The sequence below is a fragment of the Streptomyces atriruber genome (assembly GCF_001418325.1).
Taxonomy (GTDB): Bacteria; Actinomycetota; Actinomycetes; order Streptomycetales; family Streptomycetaceae; genus Streptomyces; species Streptomyces atriruber.
In genome coordinates this window covers 1-5149 of the sequence record NZ_LIPN01000300.1, presented here as the reverse complement: position 1 = coordinate 5149, position 5149 = coordinate 1, and the positions used below count along the sequence as shown (strand labels likewise).

The window sequence follows — 5149 nt, the reverse complement described above, 5'->3', positions numbered from 1 at the left end:
AGGCCGCGGGCAAGACGGTCGAGCGCCAGGGCGCACTGGTCTTCAACCCCGGCGGCCCCGGCGCGTCCGGCACGTACTTCCCGATGGTGGGCGTCATGCCCGAGTGGAAGCGCATCGCGGCGGCGTACGACCTGGTCGGCTACGCCCCGCGCGGGGTCGGCAGATCGGCGCCGCTGTCCTGCCAGAACCCGGCCCACTTCCACCAGGCGCCCTCGCAGTCGCCCACGTACCCCGACCGCTCGTACAAGCGGGAACGCATCGCGCAGGCCAAGGCGTACGCGCGAGGGTGCGCGGAGCGCAACCCCGGCCTGCGCCACTACACGACGCTGAACAACGCGCGTGACCTGGACGTGCTGCGGGCGGCGCTCGGCGAACGGAAGCTGACGTTCATGGGGGCCTCGTACGGCACGTACTTCGGGGCTGTCTACGCGACGCTGTTCCCGTCGCACGTGCGCCGCATGGTCTTCGACTCGGCGGTCGACCCCGACCCCTCGCAGATCTGGTACGGCAACAACCTGGAGCAGTCGCTGGCCTTCGAGCGCCGGTGGGCGGACTTCCGCGCCTGGGTGGCCAAGCACGACAAGACGTACCACCTCGGCAGGACGCCCGACGAGGTCCTGCACAGCTACGAGAAGGTGCGCGCCGAGCTGGCCCACAAGCCGGCGGGCGGCAAGGTCGGGCCCGGACAGCTGCGGTCCGCGTACCTCCAGGCCGGGTACTACGACGACTACTGGCCGTCGCGCGCGTCGGCCCTGTCCGCGTATCTGAAGGGCGATCCGAAGCCGCTGATCGAGCAGGCCTCCCCCGAGCCGCGGGCGGCCGCCGAGGACGAGAACGGCAACGCGGTCTACACGGCCGTCGAGTGCAACGACGCGCCCTGGCCCACGGACTTCAGGACCTGGGACCGCGACAACTCGCGCCTCGCGCGCGTGGCGCCCTTCGAGACCTGGGACAACGCCTGGATGAACCTGCCGTGCGCCTACTGGAAGGCGCCCCGGCAACAGCCCGTCGACGTGGGCACGGCCGAGGGCGCGCTGCCGCCGACGCTGATCCTGGCCGCCGAGCGCGACGCGGCGACGCCGTACGCGGGCGCACAGGAGCTGAACCGCAGGCTGGCGGGTTCGGTCCTGGTCACCGAGCGGGCCGCGGGCACGCACGGCATCGGAGCAGGCCCCAATGCGTGCGTGAACGGACACCTGGACGCCTACCTCCTGGAGGGCAGGCTCCCCGCCCGGCGCGCCGCTGCGTGCGCACCGCGCAAGGAGCCCCGGCCGTCGTCCGAGGTACGGGCGGCGGCTCTCCCCAGGGAGCGCTAGGACGCCCCGCCCGTCACAGCGCGCCGAGGCGCTCCAGCGGGAACGGCGGCCGGGCGAGCGGGCGCACCGCGAGCCGGGTCAGCGGCAGGGCGTTGTCGTCGCCCGCCGTGCGGTTGGCGTGCAGGACGCCGCAGTGGGTGCAGCGGTGGACGAGGACCCATTCGCCGTCCCCGCGGACGGATATGGCGAGGGGTTCCATCCGGGCGCCGCACTCCGCGGCCCGGTCGCCGGGGGTGTCGTCGAGGTGACGGCTCCACAGGCAGGTCGGGCAGTGGTTGCGGTGGCCGGTGCCGGGGGCGGTCATCGAGACGTCGAGGCCGCACTGCAGACAGCGGAAGGACTGGGCGCGTGCTTCAGTGCGCGCCCGGCGAGAAGTGTTGCGGGACATGGTGGGAGTGACTCCAGTGCATCGCGGAATGGGCTGACTTCGAGCTGATCCGCGGGGCCCTGGGCATAAACGCACCGTCTTTCCGTTCTCGGCTTCGGCCTGTCTTCGACCCCTCGATGAAACGCGCACCGGGCGGGCACGGCAACCGAATTACGGCTGCCGTGCCCGCCCGGCGGACGGTGCGGGTGGGAGCGCCTACGCGAGGCCCGCCACGAGCTCGGCCACCGACTTGCGGCGGCCGGTGTAGAACGGCACCTCTTCGCGTACGTGCATACGGGCCTCGGAGGCGCGCAGGTGACGCATGAGGTCGACGATGCGGTACAGCTCGTCGGCCTCGAAGGCGAGCAGCCACTCGTAGTCGCCGAGGGAGAACGAGGCGACCGTGTTGGCGCGCACGTCGGGGTAGCCGCGGGCCATCATGCCGTGGTCCTTGAGCATGCGGCGACGGTCCTCGTCGGGCAGCAGGTACCAGTCGTAGGAGCGCACGAAGGGGTAGACGCTGACGTAGTTGCGCGGCGTCTCGTCGGCCAGGAAGGCCGGGATGTGCGACTTGTTGAACTCGGCGGGACGGTGCAGCGCCATGTTCGACCAGACCGGCTCCAGGGCACGGCCGAGCTTGGTGCGGCGGAAGAGGTTGTAGGCCTCCTGCAGCTCGTCGGCGGTCTCGGCGTGCCACCAGATCATGACGTCGGCGTCGGCGCGCAGGCCGGAGACGTCGTAGGTGCCGCGGACGGTGATGTCCTTGGCCGCGAGCTGGTCGAACAGGTCCTGGACCTCTTCGGCGTAGCCCGCGCGGTTCTCGGGCAGCACGTCACGCAGCTTGAAGACGGACCACAGCGTGTAGCGGATGACCTCGTTGAGGTCCTTGGCCTTCTTGCCCGCGTTGGGCGTCTTGGCGGGGGCGTCGTCACTCATGCGGCTATTCTCCTCCGCCGCCGTGCAGGCTCTGCACCGGGTTGCGGGTGAGCTCCTGCACACCGCCCAGGTCACCGGCCAGCTCGTCGACGGCGGCGTTGGCGCTCGCGATGCAGGCGGGGATGCCGACGCCGTCGTACGCGGCTCCGCAGACCACGAGGCCGGGCAGGGCGGCGACGTGGGCGCGGACGCGGGCCACGCGCGCGTGGTGGCCCACCGGGTACTGCGGGAGGCCGTCGTACCAGCGGGTGACGCGGGTGGCGACGGGCGCGGCGGTCAGGCCGGTGGCCTCGCGCAGGTCGTGCCGGGAGAGGTCGACGAGCTCGGCGTCGTCCCGCTCCAGGATCTTCGTCTCGCCGTACCGCCCGACGGAGGTGCGCAGGACCAGCAGGTCCTGGTCCTGCCGGTCGATCCAGCCCCACTTGCGGCTGGCGAAGGTGGACGCCTTGATCGTGTGCCCGTCGACGGGCGGCACGAGAAAACCGCTGCCTTCGGGGAGGTCGGTCTCGCCGCGGCGGTACACGAGGGTCATCAGGGCCATGGAGGCGTACTCGACGGTGCGCAGTTCGGCAGCGGCGGCGGGCGACTCGGCGGCCAGGAGCTCGGCGGCGGCGGGCGCGGGGAGCGCGAGGACGACGGCATCGGCTTCGTGGGTGCCGTCCGGGGTCGCGACGTGCCAGCCGTCGGGCGTGCGCCGCAGCCCGGTGACGGGGGTGCCGGTCAGGATCTCGGCACCCCGCGCGCGCACCGATCCGGCGACGGCGAGCGGCAGTTGGCCGACGCCCCCGTCGATGCCCATGAAGACGGGGCCGGTCTGCTGGTTCTTCGCGGCGCGCGCCTGGATCGCCCGGACGCCCTGGGTGAGGGAGGTGTGGGTGCGGGCCGCCTCGAAGAGCTGCGGGACGGCCGAGCGCATCGAGATGCGGTACGCGTCTCCGGCGTACACCCCGCCGAGCAGGGGCTCCACGAGACGGTCGACGACTTCCCGGCCCAGGCGCGCGGCGACGTACTCGCCGACCGCGACGTCGTCGCCGACTTCGGTGGGCGGCAGCTCGCCGTCCCGTCCGATGCGGTGCAGGCCCTCTTCGGAGAGGACGCCCGCGAGGGCGGACGCGTCGCCGGGCACGCCCATGACGTGGCCCTTGGGCATGGGGCGCAGGGCGCCGCGGGTCCAGATCGCGGCGGTGGCGGTGGCGGGCGGCTGCAGCCGGTCGGCGAGGCCGACCTCGCGGGCGAGGGCGACGGCCTCGGGGCGGCGGGCGAGCATCGACTCGGCGCCGAGGTCGACGCGGACCCCGGCGATCTCGGCGGCGTGCAGTTTGCCGCCGAGCCGGTCGGCGGCCTCCAGGACGGTGACCCGGCGGCCGGGGTCGTTCGTGAGCAGGCGGTGCGCGGCGGCCAGTCCGGCGATCCCGCCCCCGATGACGACGGTGTGCCCCTTCGTCGTGCGATGGCCGTTCCCCGTGACTGTGTCCGTTTCGCGCATGCCTCCACTCTCTCAGACCGGCGAGTCCCGACCGTGACCGGTCGGCAACCATCGTTCGGCCCCTCTCCCGCGTCGAAGGAGCATCAGTTCCCACGTCCTCGGGGGGTACGCCGATGCGCGCGTCCAGCAACTCCACCCACCGCACGTTCCAGGCCCTCGCGGGCCTCCTGCTGGCGGTCGCGCTCGCGCTCACCGGATGCACGAACGCCGGGGACGGCGGCAGCGACTCCGGTGACGGCGACAAGGCCGCCGGTGTCCAGGCGGAAGGGGACGGGAAGGGTGCGGGAGGCGGCAGGGCCGACGCGTCCGGGGAGGCCGACAGCAGTTCCGGCAAGCGCAAACCGCCCGCGCCGACCGACACCCACATCATCCGCACCGCGCGGCTCACCGTCCGCGTCAAGGACGTGCCCGCGGCGCTGGACCGGGCCCGCGAGGCGGCCGAGGACGCCGGTGGCCTCGTGGGGAACGAGAGCACCTCGCGCGATGGCAAGGGGCGCGAGCGCTCCCGCATCGTCCTGCGGGTGCCGCAGGACGCGTACGACGACGTGCTCACCGCCCTCGAAGGCACCGGGAAGCTCATCGGCCGGGACGCGAAGGCGCAGGACGTCACCGACCGGGTCGTCGACGTGGAGAGCCGGGTCAAGTCGCAGCGGGCGAGCGTGGCGCGGGTGCGGGAACTGATGGACCGGGCGACGAAACTGAGCGATGTGGTCGCCCTGGAAGGAGAGTTGAGCACGCGTCAGGCGGACCTGGAGGCGCTGCTCGCGCAGCGGGCATCGCTGAAGGACCGGACCAGCATGGCGACGATCACCCTCTCGCTCACCGAGAGCGGGGCGCAGGCGGCCGCGCAGGACGACGACCCGTCGTTCGGCGACGCGCTCGGGGGCGGCTGGGACGCGTTCGTCACGGCGCTGCGCTGGGTCGTGATCGTCCTCGCCGCGGTGCTGCCGTTCGCGGCGGTGGCCGCGCTGCTGTTCGCCCTGTGGCTGCGGTTCCGCCGCCCGAGGCTGTCGCGCCGCCCGACCCCCTCCCCTTCGTCATCCC

5 protein-coding genes are annotated in these 5149 nt (G+C 73.0%); 2 read left to right on the top strand and 3 right to left on the bottom strand.

Features of this window, described 5'->3' with window-relative positions:
• A partial coding sequence (locus tag AOK03_RS28115; RefSeq protein ID WP_055568158.1) for an alpha/beta hydrolase occupies nucleotides 1–1316 on the top strand: 1316 nt, incomplete at its 5' end.
• 13 nt (nucleotides 1317–1329) lie between these two features.
• Here AOK03_RS28115 and AOK03_RS28110 read toward each other — a convergent pair.
• The 3 genes from AOK03_RS28110 to hemG all read right to left on the bottom strand — a co-directional run bounded on the left by AOK03_RS28110 (nucleotide 1330) and on the right by hemG (nucleotide 4105).
• On the bottom strand, nucleotides 1330–1704 hold the full coding sequence (locus tag AOK03_RS28110) for an RNHCP domain-containing protein (RefSeq protein ID WP_079075003.1): 375 nt from the start codon (nucleotides 1702–1704) through the stop codon (nucleotides 1330–1332).
• A 195-nt stretch (nucleotides 1705–1899) separates the two neighbouring features.
• On the bottom strand, nucleotides 1900–2619 hold the full coding sequence (hemQ, locus tag AOK03_RS28105) for a hydrogen peroxide-dependent heme synthase (RefSeq protein ID WP_055568157.1): 720 nt from the start codon (nucleotides 2617–2619) through the stop codon (nucleotides 1900–1902).
• Between the two features lie 4 nt (nucleotides 2620–2623).
• Nucleotides 2624–4105 carry a protoporphyrinogen oxidase gene (gene hemG, locus AOK03_RS28100; RefSeq protein ID WP_055568156.1) on the bottom strand — a complete coding sequence of 494 codons (1482 nt, stop codon included), beginning with the start codon at nucleotides 4103–4105 and terminating at the stop codon, nucleotides 2624–2626.
• A gap of 113 nt (nucleotides 4106–4218) precedes the next feature.
• Between hemG and AOK03_RS28095 the strand changes: the two genes are divergently transcribed.
• A partial coding sequence (locus AOK03_RS28095; RefSeq protein WP_055568155.1) for a DUF4349 domain-containing protein occupies nucleotides 4219–5149 on the top strand: 931 nt, incomplete at its 3' end.

Coding starts and splice junctions, on each gene's coding strand:
- AOK03_RS28110 (WP_079075003.1), bottom strand. CDS start 1,704: ATGTCCCGCAACACTTCTCGCCGGGCGCGCACTGAAGCACGCGCCCAG.
- hemQ (WP_055568157.1), bottom strand. CDS start 2,619: ATGAGTGACGACGCCCCCGCCAAGACGCCCAACGCGGGCAAGAAGGCC.
- hemG (WP_055568156.1), bottom strand. CDS start 4,105: ATGCGCGAAACGGACACAGTCACGGGGAACGGCCATCGCACGACGAAG.